This window comes from Bradyrhizobium sp. WSM471 (assembly GCF_000244915.1).
In the GTDB taxonomy this organism is placed as follows: domain Bacteria; phylum Pseudomonadota; class Alphaproteobacteria; order Rhizobiales; family Xanthobacteraceae; genus Bradyrhizobium.
Genome location: NZ_CM001442.1, coordinates 3,250,427 through 3,275,667 on the forward strand (window position 1 = coordinate 3,250,427; position 25,241 = coordinate 3,275,667).

General features: G+C 63.7%; 22 protein-coding genes. 12 read left to right on the top strand and 10 right to left on the bottom strand.

The window, feature by feature from the left end; translation table 11 throughout:
* Positions 1 to 26 precede the first annotated feature (26 nt).
* Both BRA471DRAFT_RS14130 and BRA471DRAFT_RS14135 read left to right on the top strand, forming a co-directional pair.
* On the top strand, positions 27 to 1,397 hold the full coding sequence (locus tag BRA471DRAFT_RS14130; protein ID WP_007608236.1) for an NAD(P)-binding domain-containing protein: 1,371 nt from the start codon (positions 27 to 29) through the stop codon (positions 1,395 to 1,397).
* Between the two features lie 115 nt (positions 1,398 to 1,512).
* Complete coding sequence (locus tag BRA471DRAFT_RS14135; protein WP_035973934.1) at positions 1,513 to 2,706, top strand: MFS transporter; 1,194 nt, start codon at positions 1,513 to 1,515, stop codon at positions 2,704 to 2,706.
* 36 nt (positions 2,707 to 2,742) lie between these two features.
* Here the strand turns inward: BRA471DRAFT_RS14135 and BRA471DRAFT_RS14140 are convergent, their stop codons facing one another.
* The 3 genes from BRA471DRAFT_RS14140 to BRA471DRAFT_RS14150 all read right to left on the bottom strand — a co-directional run bounded on the left by BRA471DRAFT_RS14140 (position 2,743) and on the right by BRA471DRAFT_RS14150 (position 5,992).
* On the bottom strand, positions 2,743 to 3,762 hold the full coding sequence (locus BRA471DRAFT_RS14140; RefSeq protein ID WP_007608239.1) for a DUF1254 domain-containing protein: 1,020 nt from the start codon (positions 3,760 to 3,762) through the stop codon (positions 2,743 to 2,745).
* A gap of 10 nt (positions 3,763 to 3,772) precedes the next feature.
* Positions 3,773 to 4,732, bottom strand: a complete 960-nt coding sequence (gene bla, locus BRA471DRAFT_RS14145; RefSeq protein ID WP_007608242.1) for a subclass B3 metallo-beta-lactamase — start codon at positions 4,730 to 4,732, stop codon at positions 3,773 to 3,775.
* Positions 4,733 to 4,960: 228 nt separating this feature from the next.
* Complete coding sequence (locus BRA471DRAFT_RS14150; protein ID WP_007608243.1) at positions 4,961 to 5,992, bottom strand: Cj0069 family protein; 1,032 nt, start codon at positions 5,990 to 5,992, stop codon at positions 4,961 to 4,963.
* 467 nt (positions 5,993 to 6,459) lie between these two features.
* Between BRA471DRAFT_RS14150 and BRA471DRAFT_RS14160 the strand changes: the two genes are divergently transcribed.
* From BRA471DRAFT_RS14160 to BRA471DRAFT_RS14175, 4 genes are read left to right on the top strand one after another with little or no spacing between them, the layout of a single operon-like run.
* Entirely contained in the window at positions 6,460 to 6,693 is a 234-nt protein-coding gene (locus tag BRA471DRAFT_RS14160; RefSeq protein WP_007608248.1) for a hypothetical protein, read from the top strand.
* A 17-nt stretch (positions 6,694 to 6,710) separates the two neighbouring features.
* Positions 6,711 to 7,619 (top strand): DUF1259 domain-containing protein, encoded by a 909-nt coding sequence (locus BRA471DRAFT_RS14165; protein WP_007608249.1) that lies wholly within the window; start codon positions 6,711 to 6,713, stop codon positions 7,617 to 7,619.
* Between the two features lie 15 nt (positions 7,620 to 7,634).
* Positions 7,635 to 8,282: a hypothetical protein gene (locus BRA471DRAFT_RS14170; protein ID WP_050992703.1), complete on the top strand. Its 648-nt coding sequence runs from the start codon at positions 7,635 to 7,637 to the stop codon at positions 8,280 to 8,282.
* Between the two features lie 29 nt (positions 8,283 to 8,311).
* Positions 8,312 to 8,812: a heme-binding protein gene (locus tag BRA471DRAFT_RS14175; protein WP_007608251.1), complete on the top strand. Its 501-nt coding sequence runs from the start codon at positions 8,312 to 8,314 to the stop codon at positions 8,810 to 8,812.
* A 133-nt stretch (positions 8,813 to 8,945) separates the two neighbouring features.
* Here BRA471DRAFT_RS14175 and BRA471DRAFT_RS40340 read toward each other — a convergent pair whose 3' ends face one another.
* Complete coding sequence (locus tag BRA471DRAFT_RS40340; RefSeq protein WP_007608252.1) at positions 8,946 to 9,185, bottom strand: DUF1127 domain-containing protein; 240 nt, start codon at positions 9,183 to 9,185, stop codon at positions 8,946 to 8,948.
* A 406-nt stretch (positions 9,186 to 9,591) separates the two neighbouring features.
* Here BRA471DRAFT_RS40340 and BRA471DRAFT_RS14180 point away from each other — a divergent pair, with 406 nt between their 5' ends.
* Both BRA471DRAFT_RS14180 and BRA471DRAFT_RS14185 read left to right on the top strand, forming a co-directional pair.
* The gene (locus BRA471DRAFT_RS14180; protein WP_007608254.1) at positions 9,592 to 12,000 is read left to right on the top strand and encodes a family 16 glycoside hydrolase; all 2,409 of its coding nucleotides are present in this window, start codon (positions 9,592 to 9,594) and stop codon (positions 11,998 to 12,000) included.
* 287 nt (positions 12,001 to 12,287) lie between these two features.
* The gene (locus BRA471DRAFT_RS14185) at positions 12,288 to 12,671 is read left to right on the top strand and encodes a hypothetical protein (protein ID WP_007608256.1); all 384 of its coding nucleotides are present in this window, start codon (positions 12,288 to 12,290) and stop codon (positions 12,669 to 12,671) included.
* 260 nt (positions 12,672 to 12,931) lie between these two features.
* Here BRA471DRAFT_RS14185 and BRA471DRAFT_RS38840 read toward each other — a convergent pair whose 3' ends face one another.
* Positions 12,932 to 13,138, bottom strand: a complete 207-nt coding sequence (locus BRA471DRAFT_RS38840) for a hypothetical protein (RefSeq protein WP_198287920.1) — start codon at positions 13,136 to 13,138, stop codon at positions 12,932 to 12,934.
* On the opposite strand from BRA471DRAFT_RS38840, the gene BRA471DRAFT_RS40345 reads away from it, so the two are divergent.
* Together BRA471DRAFT_RS40345 and BRA471DRAFT_RS14195 are read left to right on the top strand one after the other, a co-directional pair.
* Entirely contained in the window at positions 13,058 to 13,360 is a 303-nt protein-coding gene (locus tag BRA471DRAFT_RS40345) for a response regulator (RefSeq protein ID WP_050992614.1), read from the top strand. The two genes, BRA471DRAFT_RS38840 and BRA471DRAFT_RS40345, sit on opposite strands and share 81 nt — an antisense overlap.
* 33 nt (positions 13,361 to 13,393) lie before the next feature.
* Complete coding sequence (locus BRA471DRAFT_RS14195) at positions 13,394 to 13,828, top strand: response regulator (protein WP_007608258.1); 435 nt, start codon at positions 13,394 to 13,396, stop codon at positions 13,826 to 13,828.
* A gap of 1,051 nt (positions 13,829 to 14,879) precedes the next feature.
* Here BRA471DRAFT_RS14195 and BRA471DRAFT_RS14200 read toward each other — a convergent pair.
* Genes BRA471DRAFT_RS14200 through BRA471DRAFT_RS14210 form a run of 3 tightly spaced genes read right to left on the bottom strand, consistent with a single transcriptional unit; the run spans position 14,880 to position 18,353 of the window.
* Positions 14,880 to 15,464: a DUF1254 domain-containing protein gene (locus tag BRA471DRAFT_RS14200; protein WP_007608261.1), complete on the bottom strand. Its 585-nt coding sequence runs from the start codon at positions 15,462 to 15,464 to the stop codon at positions 14,880 to 14,882.
* On the bottom strand, positions 15,461 to 16,039 hold the full coding sequence (locus tag BRA471DRAFT_RS14205) for a DUF1214 domain-containing protein (RefSeq protein ID WP_007593444.1): 579 nt from the start codon (positions 16,037 to 16,039) through the stop codon (positions 15,461 to 15,463). The genes BRA471DRAFT_RS14200 and BRA471DRAFT_RS14205 overlap by 4 nt, the downstream gene beginning before the upstream one ends.
* Before the next feature lie 25 nt (positions 16,040 to 16,064).
* Positions 16,065 to 18,353 (bottom strand): transglycosylase domain-containing protein, encoded by a 2,289-nt coding sequence (locus BRA471DRAFT_RS14210; protein WP_007608263.1) that lies wholly within the window; start codon positions 18,351 to 18,353, stop codon positions 16,065 to 16,067.
* Between the two features lie 294 nt (positions 18,354 to 18,647).
* On the opposite strand from BRA471DRAFT_RS14210, the gene BRA471DRAFT_RS14215 reads away from it, so the two are divergent.
* Entirely contained in the window at positions 18,648 to 19,163 is a 516-nt protein-coding gene (locus tag BRA471DRAFT_RS14215) for a YcgN family cysteine cluster protein (RefSeq protein WP_007608264.1), read from the top strand.
* Positions 19,164 to 19,333: 170 nt separating this feature from the next.
* A complete protein-coding gene (locus tag BRA471DRAFT_RS14220) occupies positions 19,334 to 20,914 on the top strand; it encodes an MDR family MFS transporter (protein ID WP_007608265.1) in 1,581 nt (526 codons plus the stop codon).
* Between the two features lie 6 nt (positions 20,915 to 20,920).
* Here the strand turns inward: BRA471DRAFT_RS14220 and BRA471DRAFT_RS14225 are convergent, their stop codons facing one another.
* Positions 20,921 to 23,422 (bottom strand): GAF domain-containing protein, encoded by a 2,502-nt coding sequence (locus BRA471DRAFT_RS14225; RefSeq protein WP_007608267.1) that lies wholly within the window; start codon positions 23,420 to 23,422, stop codon positions 20,921 to 20,923.
* A 114-nt stretch (positions 23,423 to 23,536) separates the two neighbouring features.
* Positions 23,537 to 25,192 (bottom strand): thiamine pyrophosphate-requiring protein, encoded by a 1,656-nt coding sequence (locus tag BRA471DRAFT_RS14230; RefSeq protein ID WP_256379931.1) that lies wholly within the window; start codon positions 25,190 to 25,192, stop codon positions 23,537 to 23,539.
* Positions 25,193 to 25,241: the final 49 nt, after the last annotated feature.

Sequence of the window (25,241 nt, forward strand, 5' to 3'; positions counted from 1 at the left end):
GGTTCTAGAATGATGGGAGTAATGGCATGAGCGACGCAAAGACGGTAGCCATCATCGGGGCAGGGCCGGTCGGTCTGGCCGCGGCCGCGCATGTGCTCGAACGCGGCATGTCGCCCGTCGTGCTGGAGGCCGGACCCGAAGCGGGGCACGCGGTGCGCCAGTGGCAGGAGGTCCAGCTCTTCTCGCCGTGGGAATACAATTTCGACAAGGCCGCCGCGCGCCTGCTCGCGCCGACGGGATGGAATTCGCCGGACCCGGGCGCCTATCCGACCGGCGGCGAACTGCTCGATCGATATCTGACGCCGCTTGCGACGCGAACGCCGTTGCGCGAGGTGGTCCGGACATCCAGTCGCGTCTCGGCCATCAGCCGCGTCGGCTTCGACAAGGCGAAGACGAAGGGGCGTGAGCAGGCGCCGTTCGAAATCCGCTACCAGAACGGCAAAGGTCCTGAAGTGCTGCGCGCGGATGCGGTGATCGATACATCAGGCACATGGTTCTCGCCCAATCCGGCCGGAGCTAATGGCCTGCCCGCGATCGGCGAGCGCGAATGCGCCGGCCACATCGCTTATGGCATGCCCGATGTCCGTGGTGCCGGCCGCGCCAGATATGCCGGCAAGACCACCGCGGTGCTCGGCGCCGGCCACTCCGCGGTGGGCACGCTGATCGATCTCGTGCATCTCGCGGACGAGGTGCCGGGGACGCAGGCGATCTGGCTGTTGCGCGGCGCCGATCCCGCCAAGGCGTTTGGCGGCGGCCGGAATGACAAGCTTGCCGCGCGCGGAGAGCTCGGCAGCGCCTTCGCTGCGCTCGTTGCCTCCGGGAAGATCAGGGTGGAAACCGAATTCGGCGTCACGCAACTGTCGGACTCCGAAGGCCGTCTCGAGATCGCGGCCGGCTCGGGCTGCGGCGGACGGAGCGTGATCGTAGACGAGCTGATCGTCTCGACCGGCTTTCGTCCCGATTTTTCGTTCCTGTCCGAATTGCGCCTGCGGCTCGATCCTGCCATCGAGGCGCCGGTCGCCCTGGCGCCGCTGATCGATCCCAGCGAGCACAGCTGCGGCACGGTGCGCCCGCACGGCGCGCGCGAGCTCGCGCACGACGAGCCGGGCTTCTACATGGCGGGCATGAAGTCGTATGGCCGCGCGCCAACCTTTCTCATGATGACAGGATATGAGCAGGTGCGCTCGATTGCGGCCGATCTCGCCGGCGACAAGAAAGCCGCCGCAAGGGTGGAGCTCGTGCTGCCGGAGACCGGCGTCTGCTCGCGCGGCAGCGTCGAGTCCACTGAAGCCGCATCAGGATGTTGCGGTGGGCCGGCGAAGCAGGAACCGACGGCCTGTTGCGCCGCCGACGAGGCGGCAAAGAAGGCCGGCGCTTCGGGCTGCGGTTGTTCATGAAGTTGGGTCTTGCAGGTAAAGCCGGAGAGTTGCCCATTGTGGTTCGTGCGCCGTTTCGGCGTGGGGGCGGGAGGGCAGCATTCGTAACTTGAGCGGCCGGTCCCTGATCGCGGTGATGTGCATCGGCCAGGTCGGCAATCTGCTGCCGCATGTGACGCTGTCCGCGAATCTGGCGCAGCATCTGATGCCGGCGTGGGGCCTGTCGGCGGCCGAAGGCGGGTTGATGGCGAGCGGTTACGCGTTCGGCTACATGCTCGCCGTGCCGGTGCTGACGACATTAACCGACCGGATCGACGCACGGCTCGTCCTGCTCTGGGGCTCGATCGTCAGCGGGCTGGCGACCGCAGCGTTCGGACTCTTCGCGCAAGGGTTTTGGTCCGCGACCGCGATCTGGTCCCTGGCAGGACTTGGATTTGCCGGCGCCTACATGCCGGGCCTGAAGGCGCTGACGGATCGGCTTCCCGCCGGAGACACCTCGCGCGCCGTCACGCTGTACACGTCGAGCTTCTCGGTCGGCGTCGGCCTCTCGTTCCTGGTCGCGCAGCTGATCGCCGATCGCTGGGGATGGCGGACCGCTTTCCTTGTCACCGGCTTCGGTCCGATCGCAATGGTCGTCGCGTGCCTGCTGATGCAGGCGCTACGGCCCGCGCCGAAGGCGGGACGACTCTTGAACTTCGCGCCCGTCTTCGCCAACCGCGAGGCGCTCGGATACATCTTCGGCTACGGCGCGCATTGTTTCGAGCTCTACGGCATCCGCACCTGGCTGGTAGGGTTCTGGACCTTCGTCGTCGCCCACCAAGGCGCGCCGTCGTGGTTGAGCCCCGTCGTGCTGAGCTTCTGCTTTGCGGTGATCTCGATGCCCGCCAGCATCCTCGGCAACGAGGCCGCGCTGAAATTCGGCCGCCATCGCGCGATCACGGTCGTGATGATCGCGTCGGCTTGCGTCGCACTGATCATCGGCCTCAACGCGACGGCGCCGGCATGGGTGCTGGCCCTGCTGCTGCTTGCCTATGGCCTGACGGTGCCGGCGGATTCCGGCGCATTGACCGCCGGCATGTCGGCCGCAGCTGTGTCCGAACATCGCGGCGCAACGCTTGCTCTGCATTCGACGGTCGGCTTCGGTCTGTCGGCGGTCGGCGCCTGGGGCACCGGCGCCGCGCTCGACGCGGCCGGTGGTCCGCAGACCGCGACCGGTTGGCTGCTGGCGTTCAGCGTCCTCGCGGCTGGTATCGCGCTGGGGCCGCTGGCGCTGCTGTGGGCGCGGCGGGGACAATTTGGGAGGCCGCGATCTGATCTGAACGCGTCATGATCGGCTTGCCCAGGAGCTTTGGCACCGGCTCGCAAATCACCGTACGGGTTTGGCTTCCGGAAACGTCCACGTTCCGTTCAAGATCTCCTTGCGCGGTCGATACAGGCGCGCCGTGTAGTTCCAGCCAGGCATGATAGGCAGGCAATTCGGCACATTTCCGTCGCACGCGCCGAACTGAATGGTAACCGAGCCGTCCGGGGCCGGCTTTGCCGTGAGGTTGTTCAACGAGTAGGCGTTAAGTGGATTCTTCTGGAAGAAACCTTTTGCGTCGTAGAGGCTGACCGACCAGAAGCCGTCGACCGGAACGTCCTTGACCGTGAGCCGATGCACCGTCTTGCCGTCATTCTGCGGAGGATAGAAACTTTGGTAGTCCGCTGCGCTGCGCGGATTGCCGCCCCAGCCGATGGCGGTGCCGATCAGGTGGTCGAGCGGATCGACATCCTCCTTCCTGCCGAACCGGTTGACGGTGCCGCCGAGCGCGCCGAGGGCAGAAAGCGCGTCGCGGGCCTTGGTTTGTGACGCCTTGTCCCAATTCGGCACCTCGAACTCGCCCGGATCGATCTGCTCGACCTTGATCGCGTCCTGCACGCCGTTTGCGGCTTTGATGTCCTGCGGATTTTGGGGGTCGGCCAGCGTCCGAATGATGACGTAAACATAGTGCGTGCCGATTTGATCTTTTGCGTAGGTGAAGCTCCCCGGGCCGTATGCGACGTCGATTGTGTAGTGATCCTGCGAGATCACCTGCATCGACATGAAGCGCTTGCCGGCGTCGGGCAGGGCAATCGTAAGTGGGCCGGCGTCCATGTCGAACACGCCCGACGAATACAGCGTGTCCCGGTTCATCCGAACCACGTCCTGCTTCTCGATCGACGCCATATCGCGGCGATGCCTCAGCTTGCCGAAGGCGCCGTCGTCGCGAGCGGTCTTGCTGAAGTAAAGATCGGTTTCGGCGCGAACGAAGTTGTGAACCGTTACGGCAGTCGGTCCTTGCGCGAGTGCGGCCTCGCCGGCCAACAGCGTCGCCGCGATAATCGAGAGAAAACAAGGAAACTGCATTGTTGCCTCGCTATTTTGGCGGTGCTTTTGGAACGCCCAGCTCCTCGTCGACCTGGTCCTCGAAATCCCGCTTCTTTTCGGCGATGAAGCGCCGATAGCCTTCGGGATCGATCCACGCCTTGACGCCCTCGGTCTTTGCGCGCTGCTGCTTGCGTTCGAGGTCGTAATATTCGTTGTGCTGGGCCAACCAGATGTCGGGCTTCAGCATCTCGAGAAAATGGTGCGTGTTGCGATAGTCGTTTTCGATGCCAGGATAGGACGGATCTCTTGCGAGCCGATAGCCCGGATTGAACCCGGCACCGTCGGGAAAGGCGACGACGTAGGCCTTGCCATCAACGACGATGTTGGCGACCCAGGTGGTGGCACCCCGCGTGTGGCCGGGTGTGAGGTAGGCCGATAGCAGAACGTCTCCCATCCTGATCTGGTCGCCGTCGCGCAGGATCCGGTCGACCTTGACGGCGGGATAGACGAAGTCGTCCGCATATTTGAAGTCGCCGAGATCGCCGCTCTCCATCGCGGCCACATCGTCCTTCATCACGGCGAGTTGCGCGCCGAATTTCTGCTTGAAGAATGAGAAAGCGCCGGCGTGATCGATATGCGCATGGCCGTTGATCATGAGCTTGATGTCTTCGGGCTTGAAGCCCAGTTTCCGGATGGAATCCACGATCATCGGACCGGATGAGGGCATGCCCGTGTTCATGAGGACGTGGCCTTCTGAGGTCGTAAACAGGAACGCACCCAGCCCCTTGGTCCCGACGAAATAGATGGGACCGACGATATGCACCGGGTCGGCCTGCTCTTCCCATTTGAGCACCTTTTTCGCCAGTGAAATGAACAGGTTGTTGTCGCGCGCGAGCTGCTCCTTGGTCGGTGCGGCTTCCGGCCCGGTCTGCGAAGCGGATTGGCTGGCGAAGCCGAAGACGAATGACGTTGCGAGGAGCAGAAGCGCTGCCCGGCGCGGACTACTCATGTCGATCCCTCCCAAGAACAATCGTTCCAAAATCTACCCCGGGTTGCCGGAAATCGCCAGCCAGGTTTCTGTCGGGTCGTCCACTTGGCTTCGACGGCGACTATCGTGAGCACAGCAGCGCCGGCGAATATCGCGCAACAGCCAGCTGAGAGGGCGCCCAGCTGGCGGCGGAGGTAGCGTGGTGGTCACCCCCGCGCTGCCGAGACCCCAAGTGCGTGAACTGGCCCTCTACGTCTGCGTCAACCGCTGCTTCACCGCCTGCGCGATCGCTGCCGGCGCCTCCTCGGGGATCGCGAAGCATGAGCTCGCGTTGATCTCGCACAGGACGTAGGTGTCGACACCGTCCGCATCTTTCGGACCATACAGGAAGTCCGCGTCCCAGATGACCGGGAGCGAGCCTTCGTCGATGTCCAGTGTCTTCATCATTCCCGGGGTCCAGTCGTCCTCCATCAGCCGACGCAGCCGCTGGAAGCGCGGGTCCGCGTTCGAGGTGTAGAGGCGCGGTCCCGCCTCGGAACGGGCGGCCGGCGAGTCGACCAGCGCTTTGACTCTGTGAGAGCCGAAGCCGGCACAGCGATCGCCCGACATATAGCAGCGCACCACGCCTTCGCTCAAGCGTGGTTGGAATGGCTGATCGACCACGCTGCCATTTTCGAAATATTCGGCGCAGCGACCGAGAAAACTCTCCAGCGTCAGTTCCTCGGAGTCATCCTTGGTCGCGTCCAGCACCTTTATCATCGGGGAGTTCGGCAGCCTCTCGACCTTCCACACGCCTTGGCCGCCGTTGCCGCGATTGCGCTTGATTACGCGCGGACCGGTGGCGAGCCGTGTCGGTAACTCGGCGCGCATGGTCTCGGCGGTTTGATATAAAGCCGTGTCGCATCCCCACCCCATCGAGCGGGTACGATAGAGTACCTCCTTGGTGCCCATCTTGAGAATGACGTCCGGATGAGCGCTGACCCACACGCCCCGTGCGGCGACATCGCGAAGCAGGGTATCGAGCTCAACGCGCGTCCTGCCCTGGTGGATCGGATCGACCCAGACGAGCACGCCGCTCGCCGCAAGCAACTGCTCGCGGACCCCTTCGGCGAAGCTTTCGTCGTAGATTGCCGGCCTGGCTTCGATGCCGACGGCGGCGAGGGCTTCGAAGATGCGGACGAATCGGCTGTTTTGCGCCGTTGCGTCCCGGCGCGCGGCAGCGTCTCCGCGTGAGAGGATGGCGACGGTGTGTTGGTGAGAAGGGTGTCGTTCGGTGTCCATGCGCAAGCTCCACAAATGGCGTGCTGCGCAGAGCTTGGACCGAGGCCTCACGGGGAGTCTGCTTTGTCCCCACGCAAAGGACACTAACGAGGCTGTTCGCGAGTTTCAAGACGTGGCTGGCGCGGTTCCGCGGAGCGGTGAACTCTTTGTGACGGTCGCCGGCGACTTCGATGGGCCGCCTGAAGCCTACGCCCGTTGACAGCTGCCGCCCTCGGGTTTTTAGTTGGGGTTCGGGGATGTGCGATCTCCCCGTGAGGCGACATGCCCAAGCATCGCGTCCTGATCACCAAGGGCGCAGCATGTCATCATACATCCCCGATTTCATCCGGCAGATGGGCTCGATTGTTCGGCGCGGCGTCCGCGCCGGCCGCATCGATGCCCGCGGCCTCTTGCGCCGTGTGGGTATCGCGTAGGGGAAGATCGCGAAACTGACTTCACCTGGGGCAGGACAAACCAGGAGAATGATCATGCGAACCCGAACAATCTTCCGCACGGTTCTGTTGCTCGCGGTCGCGGGCGGGCTGTCGAGCGTGCACGCTCTGACGCAGGAGGAACTCGTCGCCAGGATCCAGGCGGCCGGCTACGCGCAAGTCAGCGACATCAAGTCGACGGCCGAAGGCATCACCGCCAGGGCGGTGAAGAACGGCAAGGCGGTGACGCTGGTCGTCGACAGTAGCGGTCAGGTCAAAGAGCGAAACTAAGCCTAGGGAGTAGCACGATGAAAAGAATCATCCGGACCGTGGTCGGCATTGGTGTCTGCCTTCTTGCATTTCGCTTCGGCCCCTTCATCCCGACATATGCCCAGGATGCTGACTGGCAGAAGGTTGACGAGACATTGGGGCGCAAGCCCACCGTCGCGGACGACGTCCGCCGTTACGGCTTTCCTCGCAGCGATCTCTCCGTGGCCTTGGACGGGGTTTCGATCAAGCCGGCGCTGGCACTGGGCGGCTGGGTCGCGTTCAAGCCTGCGCATGGCGGCGCCATGGTCATGGGCGACCTCGTGCTGCTCGAGACCGAGATCAATCCGGTGATGGCGAAGATGATCGCGAGCGGGCTCGAGATCACCGCCGTGCACAATCATCTGCTGCGTGCGAGCCCAGCAACGTTCTACATGCACGTCGCCGGTCACGGCGACCCCGTCAAACTGGCCTCGGCGCTCCATGATGGGTTGGCCGAAAGCAAGACCCCGCTGACGGTCACGGCGCCGGCGAACCCGCCGCCCGCCATCGACCTCGACGCGGCGAAGCTCGATCAGATCATCGGCGTCAAGGGGCAGGCGAATGGCGGCGTCTACCAGTTCAACGTGAAGCGTCGCGACCCCATTGCGGAAGACGGCATGTTGCTGACCCCCGTCGCCGCGATGGGCGTCGCGATCGCCATCAACTTCCAGCCGATGGGCGCGGGTAGGGCGGCCATCACCGGCGACTTCGTGCTGACCAGCGACGAGGTGAACCCGGTCATCCTGGCGCTTCGAACGCACGGCATCGAGGTGACCGCGCTGCACAGCCACATGCTGGACGAACAGCCGCGGCTCTTCTTCATGCACTTCTGGGCCAACGACGATGCCGTCAAGCTCGCTGAAGGCCTCCGTGCCGCGCTCGACAAGACGGCGAGCACGAAGGGCTGATGCATGGACAAGCTCATGGACAAGCTTGCGCTGGCATCCATGCTGGCATTGTTAGTGGGAGGGAACGCCATGGCCGAGACCCTGAATTTCGACAACGCTGCTGCCGGAACGTCGCCCGACGGATGGACTTTGACGATGACCGGCAAGGGACAGCCGAAATGGACCGTCGAGGCCGAGGCTACGGCGCCAAGCCAGCCGAACGTTCTCAAGCAATCCGGACGGGCAACCTTTCCCCTCGCCATCAAGCGCGATACCTCCATCCGTGACGGCTTCGTCGAGGTGAAATTCAAGGCCGTTGCCGGCTCCGAGGATCGCGCCGCGGGAGTCATCTGGCGCGCGAAGGATGCCGATAATTACTACGTGGTCCGGGCTAACGCGCTGGAGGACAATGTCGTGCTCTACAAGACGGTCAAGGGCGTTCGAATGTCGCTTGAGATCGTGGGTCGCAAAGGCGGCTATGGCGTCAGCGCGCCGGTGTCATCCGGGCAATGGCACCTGCTGCGCTGCGACTTTGCGGGACGTCGGTTCAAGGTGAGCTATGACGGAAAGCAATTGTTCGAGGTGGAAGACGCCACGCTTCCTGGCGCCGGCATGATCGGCCTGTGGACCAAGGCAGATAGCGTGACCCTGTTCGATGATCTGACATATGGTGAGACCAAATAGGCGTTTGGTCACCTATGCCGGAGATTGCCATGAAGGTTCGATGCCTGTCGGTCGCGACGGCCCTGCTGATTGCGTCCATCTGCCCACTGCAGGCGGAGGAAGGTCTGGTCGCCTACAAATCGCTCGGTCCGGAACTGGCGCTCGATCTTGCGCGCGCTGCGTTGGCGAACTGCCGCACCCGCGGATACCAGGTTGCAGTTGCCGTGGTCGATCGCTTCGGCGTCACGCAAGTGATGTTGCGCGACCGCTTTGCAGGCCCTCACACGCCCTCGACGGCAGCAGGCAAGGCGTGGACGGCTGCCTCGTTCAAGACCAGCACGACCGAGCTGAATGCGATCAGCCAGCCGGGCATGATGCAGGCGGGCATTCGCAACCTTACCGGAGCGGTCGTCATCGCCGGAGGACTGATCGTCGAAGCCGGCGGCTCCCTGGTCGGAGCGGTCGGCGTGTCCGGCGCTCCGGGCGGTGACGCGGACGAAGCGTGCGCGAAAGCCGGAATTGATGCCATACGCGACAAGCTGGACTTCTGAGAAGACGTCAAGATCGCAGTCGAAAGGTCCTTCGGCCTTTTCGCGAGCTTGGCGGCCGCCTGATCCACAGGGATGAGCAGACGCGCCGCCTTCGCACGCTCAGGTGTGACCGCTCATCGACAGGATATGACAATCACCCATCGTCGCGCCAACCTGAGAAGTAACACCGTCGAGCTTCCCCAACGATTGTTCTCGATAAGCCGATGTCCGCGAGAAGCCGGTCGTCCAGTTCGAGAAGCTCGTCGTACTGACGGCGCCGTGTGATGCCGTCCAGCAGCGCAAGCGTTAACTTCCAGAACCATCGCGGGTTTGGAGCAGGGCCGAAGGCTGCGCTGGATGTGCCGATTGAGCCAGTGGTGCTGTCGCAAGACATGTTTCACCTCCACAAAGGAGCGAAACAACGCTTGGCTCGAAAGCTGGTCGGGCGGTTGTGTTTGACCCGATGGCTGTTGCTATCATGCTCGTCTCTGCCGCACAAGCGACCCTGATCGTGTCTTGATCGCGACTTGAGGCCAGATTCGCTGCTGTCTCCGGTGCTTTCGCCCAGTTAGGATGAGAGCGGGCCCGTGATCTCTGTCGGCAAGCCGAAAGTCGTAACAGCGTGTGAACCGGCTCATACAACCGGCCACAAGTTGCTCCTATTGTTTCGATGGCGCCCACGCGAGGGGGTCATCTCTTCCCCCGGAAGAGCGTCTCTGACACGCGGTCAATCGAAACAGACGCGGTCGGGCCGAATGTCTCGCGGGCAGTGGCGATTGCGCCTCGAAAGGAGCTCTCCGATGCTACCTTTTCTGCGACATGACCCTTTCAATCAGGTCGAGATCCAGGACACCGAGTTCACGCGTGATCTGCTCGGCAGATACGTGTGCAGCACCTTCGACGAAGCGGTGAACAATGGCGGCAGGCCGTTCGATGTCGTCGTCATCGGCGCAGGAATGTTCGGCGCGTATGCCGCCAGCAAAATCTATCGCGCCGGCGCCGATCAGAATCTGCGGATACTCCTTCTCGACGCGGGAGGCTATTTTGCCCCGACGCACGTGCAGAACATGCCGCATCTCGGCCTGAATGCGCCGGATACCGCGTTGGTAACGCGTAACGATCAAGATCCACGTGCGCGCAACGGTGTCTGGGGCATACCCTGGCACAGCAACGAGCCGTTCACAGGGCTTGCGTACTGCCCGGGAGGTCGCTCGCTATTCTGGGGCGGCTGGGCGCCGCGGCTCATGCCGGCTGACCTGGCTGCCTGGCCCAAGGACGCACGTGATTTTCTGACGGCGAATTACCCTGACGTCGAGCTCGAGATCGGCGTTCAGGACAAGGCGGACTATCTGTCGGGTCCGCTCAACACGGCGATCAATGCGCAGTTACAAGCCGCTGCGACGAACGCCAACCCGATCCTGCCTGATGTAACGTTGGACGTCGTTGAAGAAGCTCCGATTGCGGTACAGGCGAACTCGCCAGGGTCGGGGCTGTTTTCGTTCGACAAGTTCAGCAGCGGGCCCATGCTGCTGGAGAGCATCCGGGATGATATCGCCAAGCGCTGGACCTTGAACGACAACTCGCGCCGACGGTTCTTCCTCGTTCCGCGGTGCCATGTGATACGGCTGCAGAACAGTGGAGGCAGGATCACCGGCATCGATCTGACCTACAATGGCCAGTTTCGGTCCCTTTCAGTGCCGACGAACCTCAGTCCCGATTGCCAGGTGATCGTGGCGGCGGGGACGATCGAATCGACACGGCTGGCAATCGAGTCGTTCGCGGTGACGCGCAGCGCGTTTAGTATGGGTGCCAATTTTATGGCGCATCTGCGCACGAATCTTACCGTTCGCGTCAAACGCAGCGCGCTCGGGCTTGGAGCGCTCACAAATCTCGAGCAGGGCGGCGCGATCGTGCGTGGCGAGATCACGAACCCGGACGGAAGCAAGCGCCGCTATCATCTTCAGGTGCTCGCGTCGGCTGAGAAAGGACAAAACCCGGAAGCGACGATGTGGACCATGGTCCCCGACATCGACCTTCTGCGGAACTTGCTCGCAAACGAGGACCCGGATTGGGTGGCAATCGTCTTTCGCGGCCTCGGAGAGATGGACGGCGACAAGAAGGCCGGCCCCGGCGGCGCGACGAGTTTCGTCAATCTCACCAATGCGGCCGATCCGCTTCAAAACGATGGAATGAGCGCGCGCGCCTGGGTCAACTTCACGCCGACGCCAAACGACTACGCCGCATGGAGCAAACTCGCTGCCGCAGCGGTCAAGTTGGCCGGAGGCCTCGCCAAGAGCGCAGGCGACGTCCAGTACCTGTACAATGGCGGCTGGCAAAGCGCACCGCCACCCGATCCGTTTGCTACGACGAAGGATCAACTGGGGAATACGCACCACGAAGCGGGCACGCTGTGGATGGGCGATGATCCAGCCACTTCGATCACGGATCCCGACGGACGATTCCATCACATCTCGAACGCCTACGTCGCGGGCCCTGCCTTGTTCCCCACCGTCGGCTCGGCCAATCCGTCCTTGACGGGGCTAACTCTCGCGCGCCGGACTAGCGCCGCTGTCGTTGCGGCATTGGCGCCAGCGCCTTCGGCGCGTTTCAAGCCCCTATACGCCGGTAGCCTGGCAGACTGGCAAATGTCGGGAAGCGGAAGCTTCCTCCAGGTGTACGACATTCTTGAGTCGGTTGGCGGACCCGGATTGCTCTGGTACACGCGCGAAAGCTTCTCCGATTTCGTGCTCGAGTTCGAATGGCAACATGCGAGCCGCACCGACAACTCCGGTGTTTTCATCCGCGTGCCCAATCTGAACAGCTCAGCTTCGAGCGACTGGATGGCCGCCATTGACCAGAGCTACGAAATCCAAATCGATCCGCGTGGATACAACTCCGAGAAGAACATGGAGAATGATCCTTTGCGAAGCACCGGTGCGATCTACAACATCAATGCGCCGATCCGCACCGATATTGCGAAGGGCCCGTGGCAGTGGAACACGTTCCTGATCGAAGCGGTCGGAAGCCGCATCAAGGTGACGCTTAACGACGTCCTCGTGAACGACTTCACGGACCCGAAGCCCCGGTCTCTTCGGGGGCACATCGCGCTGCAAAATCATCACGATGGATCGAAGGTGCAATTCCGAAACATTCGCATCAAGGCGGTGGTACCGGGGGTCACCGACCTGCCTCTTGCGAGGGTCGCTTAGTCTTTCACCGGCTCGCGAGCTGGCGAGGTCGGTCTCTGCGCGCGAAGCTGGCGCAATTGCCAATTGTTCGACCACGGCATTTTGCGCCCGTTTTGCCCGGCCTCTCAAAGGGCCGGCGCGCTGCGCGAAGGATTCGCATCGCCGTCCGGTTTTCCACAACGCGAGGGGTAGTGGTGTTCGGCCGTTCCAGCCCACCAACAATCGATAATTTGTCAACGCGAGCCGGGCCGTCTTCATAGGAGGAAATGGGCACGAAATCATGAGAGGTCATCTGGAGCGGCCGGATCATGGGGGCGGAGATTTCCGCCAAGCACGCTCGCGAAGTTGCCACGAAAGCAGTTCGTGAAGCCGATCGGGCGGAAGCCGAAGCCTGCTCGGTGCGGATGGAAGGCTACGGGGGTCCCGCGCAGCCGTCCCCCACAATCGCGCAATGCCTCGATGCCGGCATGCGCTGGCTCGAGGTCGAGTGCAACAGGTGCAAGGCGCGAGCGAGCCTGCCGCTCGATATGATCCGCCGGCCGCGGGATACGCAGATCTGGAAGCTCGAAGCGTCTCTGAAGTGCCGGTCATGCCGGAAGGGGCGTTCCGCGCCACCTGTCCACATGATCAAGCTGACCGCGACACAAAGCATCACCCCGTACAAATGGGTGCATCCGACTGAAGAGCGGTAGGATCGATGAGCGCGCGCTGAGCGTCGTCTGATGCTTGAGATGGTGCTCCCTGCCATACTCAATTCCTGGGCTCTCGACCGAAAACAACATCAGGTTCAGCTCAGAAGCTGTCGTCGTCTCGAGAGCGGCAATCACCGCTGTGGGCCAGAACCAGGCTCCTCTCGTTCTTGCAACTGGACGCGCTAACATACCTGGAAGGCTAGCAAGGCTACTGCGCCTTAAGGGGGCCGTCACCGTGGAACAAAATCTCGGAGCACTGATTAGATTTCCGGCCAACCCATTGAACGAGTGGCAAAAGTGAACACAGGCAGGATGCTCGACACCGACCCCAATCCCGCTTCGAAGCGTCCTGTGCTCGTCGTTGAGGACGATGGCTGGTCCGCATCATGGTCGCGGATGAACTTAGAGAGAACGGTCTCGCGGTGATCGAGTGCGGCGATGCAGACGAAGCGCTGGACGTTCTTCACTCTGGGACTCAGGTTTCGCTGGTCGTGACTGACGTTCGAATGCCTGGGTCAATGGACGGCGCGGAACTCGCAACTTTGATCAAACGCGATTTTCCCACTCTAAAAGTAATACTTACATCATCGGAGGCACCACCCTCCGGCGCCAAATTCGATCTTTTTGTTTCGAAACCGTGGGACCTTCCGAAAGTCGTACAGCGGATCAGAGCGATTGCCGGTTGGTAAGGAACGAAGACTGCCACTCGTCGGTTGTCCGGCATGCAAACGAACCAATCAGCCACCCCCCGCTCCATCGTGCTTGCACAGCAAGACGTGCTGCTCCGCATGGCGCTGGCCGATTTTCTACGCGGCTGCGGTCACAAGGTGTTGGAGGCGCGCTCAGCAGACGAAGCAATCGCGTTGCTTGATGAAGGGACCATTCCGGTGGATCTCGTTGTCAGCAGCGTGGAGTTGGCCGGAGATGGGTTCGGCATCGCAAAATGGCTGAGAGATCATCGGCCCGCTCTTCAATTGCACCTCACCGCAAGTACCAAGCGAGCCGTCGAGGTCGCGGGGTCGCTTTGCGAGAGCGGTCCGCTTCCGGCTCCTTACAACGCTCAAATTCTCCATCGTCGAATACTTCGGCTCATGGGTGGGCGGCGGCAGCGACCTCATGACGAACACCAGACAGTGGCTAAGGCGTCAGAGAGATAAACCGAATGGGTCAGCGTGTGGGGATCGCTGAGTACCACGAGCGACGCCGCTGCGCGGCGCCGATAATCCCCGTCGACAACAAAGATTCGGCGGGTCATCGTCAGGTGACCGCGACAGTGGTGATACAACAGCTGCGTTGCGCACCGTCTCTCGCTTCCAAGCCAAGCTCTTCATCGCGGGCAGCTGCCGTCGCCCCGGGCTAGCGATAGATCAGGGCTCCGATGCAAAGAACCAGCATCGTCAGGCTAAGCGCAACGGTAACGAGCGCGCGCTCGGCTTTGCTGGTCAGCTCCTCTTCGTTCATGACAACTCTCCCTGCCGCAAGGTCAACCTGCATGCCTTCACCTTGTTCCCCGCGCTAGCGGACGCGATGCTTGGTGGCTCCGACCTGATCCACGTACATGCTGCAGGAGGAAGTGCCGCCAACGTGAACCGCTCTCTGCCGCTTGTGTGCACTAGTGCGCCGACGGAAGCTTCCGCCAATATCTACGTTCCGACGTCACCGCCCGATCAGTGGCTGTTATCGGTGATGAGAACGCTGCTTGCGCTCCCGCCTCCTCCGGAACGGACGTGCAGTGAGCGATCGACGCAAGTTCAATGAATCGCACCAAGAGGGTCTTGCAGAAGAGGCCGTTCGTCTTCGCTCAGCCGCGGAACTGCTCCCGCCAGGGCCGGTGAGAGATGCCGTCCTCAGACGCGCACGCTGGGCTGAAACAAGCTTGTCGTTAGATGATTGGCTCAACTCGCCAGGACTACAGCCACCGACCGGAAGGTGAAGTCGAGCTGCAGGCATTCAAGCCATCTTCGGTTTGAGGCTCCGCCAACAAAAAACCCGCGCCGGATTGCTCCGCGCGGGTGAACTTTCGATGGTGGGATTCTGCCAGTGTTTTGCCCGACGAGTCAAATCCGAATAGCGCGACGGGCAGGGATTTATCGGTCCGGCAAACGCCTATTTGGTGCAACAAAAATGGCTAATGATTTCAATGTCAACGCTACTGTGCATGGGGTTGTTTTTCGACTTTTTGTTTTTGCGGTCCCGAAGCGGCGCGCGTCAGCGGCGTCCACGCGGCGCTTCCGCCTTGGCCGGCGCCTCGGTCTGCGGTCCGCAGCTCGCGGCCGCGAGCGAGCCTTGCGCCTGCGGCATCAGGCCGGGCTCGGGGGCGAGCGCCTTCATCACGATCAGGCCGGTGGTGCTGGGGGAGTCGATGATCAGGCGGTCGGCCGCGGTGATCTCTTCGTCCTCGGGCAGCTCATTGTGCTGCGGCTCGGTCATCAAATCGAGCTCGATCACCTTCTTGCCGGCCGAGCGGTCGTTGATGGCGTAATAGGCGATCTCGTTGCGGGTGTAGAACGACACCGAGGTGTAGGCCTGGCTGACGGGGACCGTCAGCTTGATCGGCCCGTTCGACAGATCGTAGCGGCAGATCGCGAGCGCAAAGGCCGGGTCCATGAACGGCATCGGCGAGGTCTGCGGATCTGCGAGCGGAAGCTGCGTGACGGCGTTGAGCTTCGTCATCGGCGTCAGCCGCGAATAGGCGTCCTGGGTCGCGATCCGCGGCAGCGCCAGCACGCTGACGAGATGAACCACGAGGCCCAGCACCACGCCGGCAACGATGGTGAACAACAGCCGGATCATGAGCAGCCCGCCGTCGTGATCGTGGGCATCGGTGCGTCGCGCTGGGTGCGTGTGGCAACGCCGACCGGAGTGTCGTAGAGCCGCAGCATCAGCGCGTAGCGCTCGATGCCACCGGTCGGCAGCCAGTTGCCGGCGCGCGAGCGCGAGGCGATGCGGATCTCGAACGAGCCGTCGGACTGCCGCACGATCTCCTGGCTGGTGAAGCCGTAGCGCTGCAGCGAATTGGGGACGAGATGACCCTTGCGGTCGTAAAGCGTCAGCGTCCAGAACCGCGCCGGCGGCGTCACGCCGGAGACCACGACGTCGCAGCGGCCGTCAAGCACCTTCTTCTTGTCGTCGGCGGTTGCGGTGAAGGCGACGCCGTCGCCGGTTCCGATCGGCAGCTCGCCGTTGCGCACGATGGTGGCGCGCGAATAGGGATCGACGTCGGCGGTGCCGGTGCGCGGACGCGCGGTCCAGGGGCCGATGGTCAGCGCGCCGATCTCGGTGCCGCGCGTCGTCGTCATCCAGGTCGCGCCGACGCCCACCACGGTTGCGAGCAGAAGGGCCGTCAATGTGATCAGGATCAGCCGCACTTGTTTCGATCAGTTTTTGTTTCGATTAGTTCTTGCGCGGGGCGGATGCGTTCGCATTCTCTTCCGCATAGTTCTGCGGGAAGGCGAGCGCGCTCGTGGACGATGCCGGCTTGGCTTGCTTGGGATCGGTGGCGGCCGATTTGGTCGCGATCCTGGCCGCGTCATCCAGCAGCTTCTCGACGCGCACCAAAACGTCGGCGCCGCGCTTGGTCAATACCGGCGGCGGACCGGGCTTGGTCTCCAGCACCTTCGGCGCCGCATTGGCCTGCGCGTTGGCGATCCGCTCGGGAGGCAGCTTCTGGCCCATGCCGATGCCGGCGATTTCCCGCACCTCGACGCCCTGATGCGCCGCGAGCATGATGTCGTGCCAGGTCTGCGCCGGCAGCGAGCCGCCGGTCATGCGGTTGGTCGGTGAATAATCGTCATTGCCGTACCAGACCGCGCAGGTGAAATTGCCGGTGTAGCCGACGAACCAGGCATCGCGATAAGCATTGGTCGTGCCGGTCTTGCCCGCGGTCGGAATGCCGTCGAGGGCTGCGCGGCGCGCGGTGCCTTCGCTGACGACGTGGCTCATCATGCCGGCCATGTCGGCGGCTACCGAGGCGGGAATCGCCTGGCGCGGCTTCGGGCCGTCGCGGTCCCAGCGCCAGACCGGATCGCCCGCGCCGGTGCGCACTTCCAGCACGGAATGCGGCGTCACCGCCTTGCCGCGGTTGGGGAAGGTCGCATACGCCACCGCGTGCTCGAGCACGGTGACTTCGTCCGAGCCGATCGGCAGCGACGGCGTGTCGGGCAGCGGCGCCTTGAGGCCGAAACGGCGCGCCACCTCGACGATCTTGGCGCGGCCGATCTTGGCCGGGTTCGGCGCCTTCGGCTGCTCCTTCTGGCCGATCGCGATCGACAGCTTGACGGGCACCACGTTGATCGAACGCGTGATCGCCTGCGTCAGCGTCACCGCGCCGGAATAGGAATGGCCATAGTTCTGCGGGCACCAATTGCCGATGCAGACCGGGCCGTCGACCACGATCGAATTCGGCGTGAAACCGTTGAGGAGCGCGGTGGTGTAGACGTAAGGCTTGAACGAGGAGCCCGGCTGGCGATAGGCGTCGGTGGCGCGGTTGAACTGGCTGGCGCCGTAGTCGCGGCCGCCGACCATGGCGCGGATGCCGCCGTCGAGATCGGACACGACGGTGGCGGCCTGGGTCGCGTGATAGTCGCGGCCGAACTGGCGCAGCTGGTTCTCGACCGCGTCTTCCGCCGCCTTCTGCACATTGGTGTCGATCGCGAGCCGGACCACGAAGACGCGCTCGGTGTAGGATTTCGGGAAGGTGTCGACCAGCTTGCGCATCTCGTCGAAGGCGTAGTCGAGATAATAATTCGGCGACGCCTCGTAGCGGCGGTCGACCGCGAAGGCGGGGTTGCGGCGAGCGCCGAACACCTGGCCCTCGGTCATGAAGCCGGCGTCGACGAGATTGTCGAGCACGACGTTGGCGCGGGCGCGGGCGGCGGGCAGGTTGATGTGGGGCGCATATTTGGTCGGCGCCTTGAACAGGCCGGCGAGCATCGCGGCTTCGGCAAGCGTCACGTCACGTGCCGACTTGTTGAAGTAGAAGTGCGCGGCGCCGTCGACGCCGAAGGTGCCGCCGCCCATATAGGCGCGGTCGAGATACAGCTTGAGGATCTCGTTCTTGGTCAGGCGCCATTCCAGCCAGACCGCGAGGAAGGCTTCGTTGACCTTGCGCTCGATGGTGCGCTCGTTGCTCAGGAACAGGTTCTTGGCGAGCTGCTGGGTGATCGAGGAGCCGCCCTGGCGGACGCCGCCGGCCTGGGCGTTGGTGACGAGCGCGCGCGCGGTGCCGGCGATGTCGATGCCGAAATGCTCGTAGAAGCGGCGGTCCTCGGTGGCGAGCGTCGCCTTGATCAGCACGTCCGGAAAATCTTCCAGCGGGATCGAGTCGTTGTGCTTGATGCCGCGGCTGCCGATCGGGTTGCCGTAGCGGTCGAGGAAGGTCACCGCCAGGTCGGACTTCTTCAGCCAGTCCTCGTCCGCGGTCTCGCGGAAGGCGGGGATGGCGAGGGTCAGCATCACCACCAGGCCGCCGAGGCCGAGGGTCGCAGCCTCCGACAGCGGCTCGATGAACACCCAGCGCTTCCACCGCCCGACATAGAAGCGATCCATGAAGGTCGAGTAGCGCTCGTAGAGCTCGCGGATGCCCTTGGCTGAGGAGAACAGCGACGAGTCGATGCGCGCATCGAGATCCAGGAAGAAATTCCGGATCCGGGCCTTCCAATGCGGTGGTATGATCTGGCGCACCTAGAACCCTTGCGGCTTGGTTCGAAAGCGTTCAAGCACCCGGCCGGGGCGGCATCAAGACGTCTTGCGGGAGTGTTGCGGCAAACCCAAGGCGCCCGGCCAGCGACGGTGGGGACTTGCTGTTCCTTCTAGCCGAGCAGAGCCTATAAACCAATGGTCACGCTTGCGATTTTGAACAACAGGCCTAATTGACCCCGGTTCATTACGGGCCTCACGCGGGCGTTGCTTGCAGCCCCACGGCCGCACGCCCTAGATGGCACCAGCCGTAGCTCTTTCGAACTTTTGTTGAGGCGCATGACCGCAGCTCCCAAACGACCTTCAGGCCAAGAAGGATTCTTCTGGAAAACCAAGACGTTGGAAGAGATGTCGGGGCCCGAATGGGAGAGCCTGTGCGACGGCTGCGGCCGCTGCTGCCTGAACAAGCTCGAGGAAGAGGGCACCGGCGACATCTACTTCACCCATGTCGGCTGCAAGCTGCTCGATGGGGCGACCTGCGGCTGCAAGGACTACGCGAATCGTTCCGACAAGGTTCCGGACTGCGTCCGCCTGACCCCGGCCAATGTCCGCACCCTGAACTGGCTGCCGCCGAGCTGCGGCTATAAGCTCGTCGCGGAAGGGCGCGACCTCTATTGGTGGCATCCGCTGGTGTCAGGTGATCCCGACACCGTGCATGAGGCCGGCGTCTCCGTACGCGGACGGGTCGAAGGCAGCGAGGTGGAGATCCCGGACGATGAGCTCGAGAACCACATCGTGCAGTGGCCGGCGCAGCTGCCGAAACGGGCCCGCTTGAAGCGACGTCCGAAGGACTGATCCGCCTGCCGGGGGTCGGGGAGGGATTCGGATCACGTGTTCGGGATGGCCGTGGGGTGGGATGCTCCCATGCGCCGCGGTGCCTGCCTGGGAAGAACTTTGCTGTCTACATTGGACTGCATAGAACGAATCCTTCGCGGCGTTGCGCCGCCTCATGGCTTCCGATCGAGATGAACAAGTTCGAGCGGCAGAGCGGTTCTGCCGACCCCCAGACATTGCCTGACGATATCGCCGAAGAGCTGTCGCGCCTTCCGAGCGAGGTCTTGAGCGTCGATGACGCTCCTTCGCTCGCGCCGCCGGCGCCGCTGTCGCAGGACGAGGTCCGCACCATCGTCATCAGCCTGATGCTGACGATGTTCCTGGCCGCACTCGACCAGACCATCGTCGCGACCGCGCTGCCGACCATCGGACGCCAGTTCCACGACGTCTCCAATCTCTCCTGGGTCATTACCGCCTATCTGCTCGCCTCGACCGCGGTCGCGCCGGTTTTCGGCACGCTCAGCGACATCTATGGCCGCCGCGCGATGATCATCATCTCGCTCAGCCTGTTCGTCGCGGGCTCGGTGCTGTGCGCGATCGCTCCGAACCTGCCGATGCTGATTCTTGCACGAGGTCTCCAGGGGCTGGGTGGCGGCGGCATCATGCCGGTGGTGCAGACCGTGATCTCCGACGTCGTGAGCCCACGCGAGCGCGGCCAGTACCAAGCCTATTTTTCCAGCGTCTGGATGGTCGGCGGCATTCTCGGGCCTGTCATCGGCGGCGTGTTCGCCGAGCATCTGCACTGGTCGATGATCTTCTGGATCAATGTGCCGCTCGCGGCCGCGGCGATTGCTCTGCTGTTGCCCAGGATGAAGAAGATCCCGGTGTTCCACCGCAAGCGCAAGGTCGACTGGCTCGGCGGCGTGCTGCTGATGGCCTCGGCGGTCGTCTTCATGCTGGTGCTGACCTGGGGCGGCACGCGCTTCCCGTGGCTCTCGCCGACCGTGCTTGCGATGGTGGGCGGCGCCGTCGCACTCGCGGTCACCTTCGTGTGGCACGCGCGCCGCGCGGACGAGCCGTTCCTTCCGCTGTCGCTGCTCGGAGGATCGGTTGTGCCGTTCGGGCTGACGGCCGGCGGCTGTGCGCTCGGTGCGATCACGGGGCTCACGGTGCAGCTGCCGCTCTATTACGAGGCGGTCTATCATCTCAGCGCCAGCGAAGCGGGCCTCGCGCTGATTCCGCTCGCGGCGGTCTCGACCGTCGGCGCGGCCGTCGCCGGTCGCACCATGGCGCGCGCCAAGCACTACAAGCGGGTCGCCATCGTCGGAACGTCCTGGGCCGCGCTGTGCGGCCTCGCCCTCACGTTGACGACGCTGCCGCTCTGGGCGCTGCTGACGCTGATGGCTGCGTTTGCGCTTGGCCTCGGCACCACCTTTCCGGTCTGCGTGGTCTCGGTGCAGAATTCGGTCGCCCGTCCGCAGGTCGGCACCATCACCGGCGCGTTGAACTTCTTCCGCTCGCTGATGTCCTCGTTCACGGTCGCGGCGTTCGCGGCCATCCTGCTCATTGCACTTGGCGCCGACGTTCCGCTCGCCGGCGAGCATCACGGCGCCGTCAATGCGATCCCCGCCGACGACATGCGGCATGCGTTCCGTTATGTCTTCGGCGCCGCCACCGCGCTGATGGCCGGCGCCGCGCTCTGCCTGATCATGATGGAGGAGCGGCCGCTGGCCGGGCCCTCCACGACGCAACCGGTCGAGATGGCGGAGTAGGAACCGCTAGCCGCGGCCTCCGTCCGGAAAGCTGCTGTTTCGCGGCAATCGAATCGTGAACTCGGTGAACGCGCCGGGCTCCGTCGCGACGTCGATCGTGCCGCCATGCTGCTTCACCACGATGTCGTGGCTCATCGACAATCCAAGGCCGGTGCCTTCGCCGGCCGGCTTGGTGGTGAAGAACGGATCGAACATCTTTTCCTTCACCTCGTGCGGAATGCCGGTGCCGTTGTCACGGATGCGGATCTCGATGTTGTCGCCCAGGTCGCGCGTTGCGGCGATCACCACCGGCTCGTAATCGGTGGCGCCGTCATCCGACTTGCGCTTGGCCACCGCGTGGAAGCCGTTCGAGATCAGGTTCAGCAGCACCCGCGTGATCTCCTGCGGAAACACTGCCGCTTGCCCGGCCGCGGGGTCGAGCTCGCGCTTCAGCGTCACGTCGAACTGCGGCTTCTCGGCGCGGGCGCCGTGATAGGCGAGGTTGAGGCTCTCCTCGACCAGCGCGTTGATGTCGCTCAGCCGATGCTCGCCGCCGCCCTCGCGGGAATGCAGCAGCATGTTCTTGACGATGGAGTCGGCGCGCCTGCCGTGCTGCACGATTTTCGCGAGATTGTCCTTCAGGAGCCCGGTCAGCTCGTCGACCTCGCTGCGGACGTCGTCCGCAAGCGGGACAGGCGCGAGCGCCTCGTTCAGCTCGTCCGTCAGCTCGGCGGAGAGCGATGCAAAATTGTTGACGAAGTTGAGCGGGTTCTTGATCTCGTGCGCGATGCCGGCGGTGAGCTGGCCGAGCGAGGCCAATTTCTCGGTCTGGACCAGTCGGTCCTGGGCCGCGCGCAGACCGTCGAGCGATTTGGCGAGGTCTCTGGTGCGGTCCTGCACCTCGTTGAACAGGCGCGTGTTCTCGATGGCGATCACGGCCTGGTCGGCAAAGGTCTTGAGCAGGGCGATCGCTTTGTCCGGGAAAGGACCGGCCTCCGGCCGCGTCACGCCGATGGTGCCGATCGCGACGCCGTCGCGCAGCATCGGGATCACGAGGATGCTGCGATAGCCTCGCGTCCGTGCCAGCTCTCTCATGGCGTCCGTCAGGTCGGGCTCGTTCTGCATGTCGCTGCGGAATGCGAATTCTCCACTCGTCGCCACCCGGCTGTGAATGCCGGATGCCGACAGCGGCGCCGGGAACGAGCTGAGCAGCTCTTCGTTGCCGGCTTCGTTGTCGGTGCTGAAGGCGGCGAGGTGCAGCAGGCCGTCAATGACGCGCGTGACGGTGGAGGAATGTCCGCCGACCAGGGTCTTGGCGCTGTCGGAGATCGCCTGGAACACCGGTGTCACATCTGCGGGCGAGGCCGCGATCACCTTGAGGATGTCGGCGGTCGCGGTCTGCCGTTCCAGCGCTTCCCTCGTGGTGTTGAACAGGCTGACATTCTTGATCGCGATCACCGCCTGGTCGGCGAAGGTCTGCAACAGCCGCACATGATGCTCGCCGAACGCGCCGGTCGCTCGCCGCGTGGCGATGATGATGCCGATGGCCTCACCATCGCTCATCAGGGGCGCGAACAGCATGCTGCGGTAGCCGCGGGCGCGCGCGATGTTGCGCGCCGCCGGTTCGACATCGGTGTCGGGCAATTGCGCCGCGGCACCACCGGCCACGAGCTCGTAAGGCGGGAACTGCGCGAATGGCACCGGGAACGAGGACTGCAGCACGCGATCGCCGGCGGGATCGGTCGGCGTGAACGCCGCAAGGTGCGCGGCGCCGCCGATGTAGCGCAGCACCGCCGTGGAGAAGCCGCCGATCAGCCGGTTGGCATTGGCGGCGATGGCGTCGAACACCGGCTGTACGTCGGACGGTGAAGCGGCCATCACTTTCAGAATGTCGGCGGTGGCAGTCTGGCGTTCCAGCGTCTCGCGCGTCTCGTTGAACAGCCGCGCATTCTCGATCGCGATCACCGCCTGGTCGGCAAAGGTCTGGAGCAGCTGCACGAGGTCGGCTGCGAACGCGCCGGGCTCGGCGCGCGTGACGCTAATCATGCCGACTGGCGTCCCCCGATTCATCAGCGGCATGAACAACACGCTGCGGAAGCCGCGCAGTCGCGCAAGGTTCCGGTTCAGCTCCGGGACCTCCACGGCTTCGCTATCGGGAAACTGGATCGTCTCGCCGCCGCGCACCAGCGCGAAGGTCGGAAAGTCGGCAATCTTGCGCGGGAACGACGTCTTCAGCCCTTCGTCCGCCTCGGGGCTCGTTGGTGTGAACGCCACGAGGTGGAGCTCGTCCTCGATGAACTGAAGCACGGTGGCGGAGAAGCCGCCGAGCAAACGCCGGGAGCTGGACGCAATCGCCTCGAAGACCGGCCGGGCATCGGACGGAGAGGCCGCGATGGTGCGCAGAATCCCGGCGCTGGCGCTCTGACGATCGCGCGCAGTCGCAAGCTCGCTTCGAAGCTGCGCGTTCTCGGCTGCGGCCGACTGCAACAGGCGCTCGAGTTCATCGACATCGTTGGAAGGGTTGGTCATTCGCATTCCGGCTCGATGCCGCGACATGCGCGGCACCAGGGCGGATTATCACATCTTCTGTGGCCGGAGCCAGCTGCCGCGACAGCGAGTTTTGCTGCCGGAATTCGGCCTGCTTCACGTGCCCGGCCGCGACACCTCGGTCTCCTTGCTGGTGATGAACTCCAGCAGCACGGGAACGCCTTCCTGCGTCTTCTGGATGCCGCGCCTGATCGCGGGGATGATGTCCTCAGGTTTCGTCACCCGCTCGCCATAGCCGCCGAAGGCGCGTGCCATCGCGGCGTAGTCGCCGGAAATGTCGGTCGACCGATATTTCTCGGTCGAGACCGGCATCACCTTCAATTCGATCGCCATCGAAAAATTGTTCAACAGGATCGACATGATCGGGATGCGCTCGCGCACCGCGGTCTCGAAATCCATACCGGTGAAGCCGATCGCCGCGTCGCCCCAGACATTGATGCAGAGCTTGTCGGGCCTTGCGAGCTTGGCGCCCATGGCCAGCCCAAGACCGTAGCCGAGTTGAGTCGTCTTGCCCCAGCCGAGATAGGTGAGGGGCTCGACCGACTTCCAGAACGGCGAGAGCTGGTCGCGCGGGCTGCCCGCATCGTGGGTGATGATGGTGTTGTTGATGTCGACGGTGTGCTGCAAGTCCCACAGCACGCGATAGGGGCTCAAGGGCGCATCATTGCTGGTGAGCTTCGGCATCCATTTCGCCAGCCACTCCTTGTGCGAGGCCGCGATCTCGGCCGCGACCGCCGAGGCGTCGCGATCCCCGGTGACGGTCTTGCCGATCTCCTCCAGCAGCGCGTCGAGCACGAGCCCGGCATCGCCGACGAGGCCAATCCTGGCTTCCACGTCCTTGTTGAGATGGTTTGGATCGAGTGTGGAGTGGATGATGGTCTTGTCTTTCGGCATCGCGATGCCGAAGTTTGTTTCGGTGAAGGAGCAGCCGATGCCGAAAATGACGTCGGCGTCGGCCAGGAACTTCGGCACCGCGCGCGGCACCGCAAGGCCGCCGGAGCCGAGCGAGAGCGGATGCGTTTCCGGAAAGGACGATTTGCCTCCAAGGCTGGTTGTCACGGGAATGGCGAGCCGTTCGGCCAGCCGTTTCAGTTGCGGCCAGGCCTGCGCGTAATGCACGCCCTGGCCCGCATAGATCACCGGACGCTTGGCATTGACGAGCAGGTCGGCCGCTTCCCGCACATGAACAGGGTCCGCCCCAGAGCGGGTGCGCAGCACGGGCGTGTAGTTCAGCGGCTCCGGCACCTCCTCGTTCCACATGTCCGCAGGGATCTCGACGATGACGGGTCCGCCGCGGCCGTTCTTCAGCTTGGTGAAGGCGCGGCGAAAAATGTTGGCGACTTCCGCGGCGAGGATGATCGGCTCCGACGATTTCGAAAATGCTTTCATCGCCTCGCTGGAATTGAAGTTCGGCTCGATATGCGCGAGCCGGCGCTGATAGCCCATCGGCAACACCAGCACGGGAACGGATTCGCCGTAGCATTGCGCGACGCCGCCCATCGCATTCTCCGCACCGGGGCCATGCTGCATGCAGAACGCGCCGATCGAACGTCCCGATGTCACCCGCGAGATCGCATCCGCCATGTGGATGCCGACGCGCTCCTGCCGCACCATCACCGGCCGGATATCGGCCTTCGCCGCATGCTCGATCAGATGGTTGACCGGATAGCCGCAGAGGATCGCGATCCCCTCGCGCTTCATGATTTCCGCAATCGCGGTGCCGAGCTTCATGGCGTCTCTCTCCCTGGGCAGGCCGGTTAGCCCGGCTGATTAGGGGAGAGAGGATCAGGAAACTGGCGGA

Excerpts from the sequence above, each read along its gene's own strand:
- BRA471DRAFT_RS14130 (WP_007608236.1), top strand. The coding sequence starts at position 27 with ATGAGCGACGCAAAGACGGTAGCCATCATCGGGGCAGGGCCGGTCGGT.
- BRA471DRAFT_RS14135 (WP_035973934.1), top strand. The coding sequence starts at position 1,513 with ATGTGCATCGGCCAGGTCGGCAATCTGCTGCCGCATGTGACGCTGTCC.
- BRA471DRAFT_RS14140 (WP_007608239.1), bottom strand. The coding sequence starts at position 3,762 with ATGCAGTTTCCTTGTTTTCTCTCGATTATCGCGGCGACGCTGTTGGCC.
- bla (WP_007608242.1), bottom strand. The coding sequence starts at position 4,732 with ATGAGTAGTCCGCGCCGGGCAGCGCTTCTGCTCCTCGCAACGTCATTC.
- BRA471DRAFT_RS14150 (WP_007608243.1), bottom strand. The coding sequence starts at position 5,992 with ATGGACACCGAACGACACCCTTCTCACCAACACACCGTCGCCATCCTC.
- BRA471DRAFT_RS14160 (WP_007608248.1), top strand. The coding sequence starts at position 6,460 with ATGCGAACCCGAACAATCTTCCGCACGGTTCTGTTGCTCGCGGTCGCG.
- BRA471DRAFT_RS14165 (WP_007608249.1), top strand. The coding sequence starts at position 6,711 with ATGAAAAGAATCATCCGGACCGTGGTCGGCATTGGTGTCTGCCTTCTT.
- BRA471DRAFT_RS14170 (WP_050992703.1), top strand. The coding sequence starts at position 7,635 with ATGGACAAGCTTGCGCTGGCATCCATGCTGGCATTGTTAGTGGGAGGG.
- BRA471DRAFT_RS14175 (WP_007608251.1), top strand. The coding sequence starts at position 8,312 with ATGAAGGTTCGATGCCTGTCGGTCGCGACGGCCCTGCTGATTGCGTCC.
- BRA471DRAFT_RS40340 (WP_007608252.1), bottom strand. The coding sequence starts at position 9,185 with ATGTCTTGCGACAGCACCACTGGCTCAATCGGCACATCCAGCGCAGCC.
- BRA471DRAFT_RS14180 (WP_007608254.1), top strand. The coding sequence starts at position 9,592 with ATGCTACCTTTTCTGCGACATGACCCTTTCAATCAGGTCGAGATCCAG.
- BRA471DRAFT_RS14185 (WP_007608256.1), top strand. The coding sequence starts at position 12,288 with ATGGGGGCGGAGATTTCCGCCAAGCACGCTCGCGAAGTTGCCACGAAA.
- BRA471DRAFT_RS40345 (WP_050992614.1), top strand. The coding sequence starts at position 13,058 with ATGGTCGCGGATGAACTTAGAGAGAACGGTCTCGCGGTGATCGAGTGC.
- BRA471DRAFT_RS14195 (WP_007608258.1), top strand. The coding sequence starts at position 13,394 with ATGCAAACGAACCAATCAGCCACCCCCCGCTCCATCGTGCTTGCACAG.
- BRA471DRAFT_RS14200 (WP_007608261.1), bottom strand. The coding sequence starts at position 15,464 with ATGATCCGGCTGTTGTTCACCATCGTTGCCGGCGTGGTGCTGGGCCTC.
- BRA471DRAFT_RS14215 (WP_007608264.1), top strand. The coding sequence starts at position 18,648 with ATGACCGCAGCTCCCAAACGACCTTCAGGCCAAGAAGGATTCTTCTGG.
- BRA471DRAFT_RS14220 (WP_007608265.1), top strand. The coding sequence starts at position 19,334 with ATGAACAAGTTCGAGCGGCAGAGCGGTTCTGCCGACCCCCAGACATTG.
- BRA471DRAFT_RS14225 (WP_007608267.1), bottom strand. The coding sequence starts at position 23,422 with ATGACCAACCCTTCCAACGATGTCGATGAACTCGAGCGCCTGTTGCAG.